General features: G+C 45.5%; 1 protein-coding gene. It reads right to left on the bottom strand.

The window, feature by feature from the left end; all coding sequences use genetic code 11:
* Positions 1-15: 15 nt before the first annotated feature.
* The gene (locus ACKLKD_RS27865) at positions 16-1,041 is read right to left on the bottom strand and encodes an IS630 family transposase (RefSeq protein ID WP_040118421.1); all 1,026 of its coding nucleotides are present in this window, start codon (positions 1,039-1,041) and stop codon (positions 16-18) included.
* Between the last annotated feature and the right edge of the window lie 59 nt (positions 1,042-1,100).

Raw genomic sequence — 1,100 nt, forward strand, 5'->3', positions numbered from 1 at the left:
TATACCCAATAAACCTCAAGATGCAGGTTTGAGCACCTGAAAATGATCGTTAATTCGGGACGTCAGAAAACCCGCTATCCCCGGTAACGTATGGCTGAAAAATTCAGATATTGCATCCCTGAACTCCCTGCTGTTGCTGAAGTAGCGGTTATTCCGGGCATGTTCGTTCATTAACTTCCACATTCGTTCTATCGGATTCAGGTTCGGGCTGTACGGCGGGAGGTAATGAAGTTTTATATTTACCACCTCCGCCCAGTCTTTCACTAACTGTGAACGGTGATAACCAGCACCATCCAGAATAACATGAACTTTCTGCTGATAATCTGGATAAATTTTACGTATCTCATTGAAAAAACGAGATACGTTGTATTCATTAACCGTTTTATATTCGCAGATTAGCGGATGTTCCGGGGCCTTCAGATTCAGCGCCCCCATGATATTCAGCCGTGTACGACTACCTGTTGTTTTTACCGCTTTTCTCTGGCCTTTACGTATCCAGCCATAACCTATTTTGGTGGCCTGAGTCGGATGGACAGCATCAATAAAAAGAACCGGTTCATCACCTGCGGTGGCTTTGAGTTCCTCATAATATTCAATGAATTGCTTTTGTTTCTCTTCACTGAATTTATGCGGGACGCCTGACGGTTTTTTATAGGTGAAGCCGTTCCGGTGCAGCCACTTATTCATTCCCGGAATGCTGAAAACGATGTTCCATGTCCGCGCGACAAACGCGACAATATCACGGGTATGGTAAAATAAATTGTCGGATAAGTGGCTGATTAAAAAAGCCGTTTGTTCAGCGCTGAGTTTGCTGTCTGAGCCGCCATTTTCGGGCTTCAGCTTGCCTTTGTTCAGAAACTCGCTGATATGGTGGTCAACAGTAGTCTGATGCAGGCGTAAAGCCTGAGCGATCATGGCCGAACTCCAGCCCTCGGAGGCCAGAAGAATGGCTTTAATGCGATCGCAAACGCGCTTATCACGACTGGAGTCATGAAGACGCTCAAGTTCAGCTTTTTGTTGGTCAGTGATAAAGATTTTCATGGGGACAGCATGATCTCCTGTTGCTGAAAAATCAAGCGTCTTCAATGATCACGGGTATA

The organism is Klebsiella sp. 10982 (assembly GCF_048589245.1).
Lineage (GTDB): Bacteria > Pseudomonadota > Gammaproteobacteria > Enterobacterales > Enterobacteriaceae > Klebsiella > Klebsiella quasivariicola.

Bases quoted from the DNA above. Each gene is read 5' to 3' on its own strand.
- ACKLKD_RS27865 (WP_040118421.1), bottom strand. From the start codon at position 1,041: ATGAAAATCTTTATCACTGACCAACAAAAAGCTGAACTTGAGCGTCTT.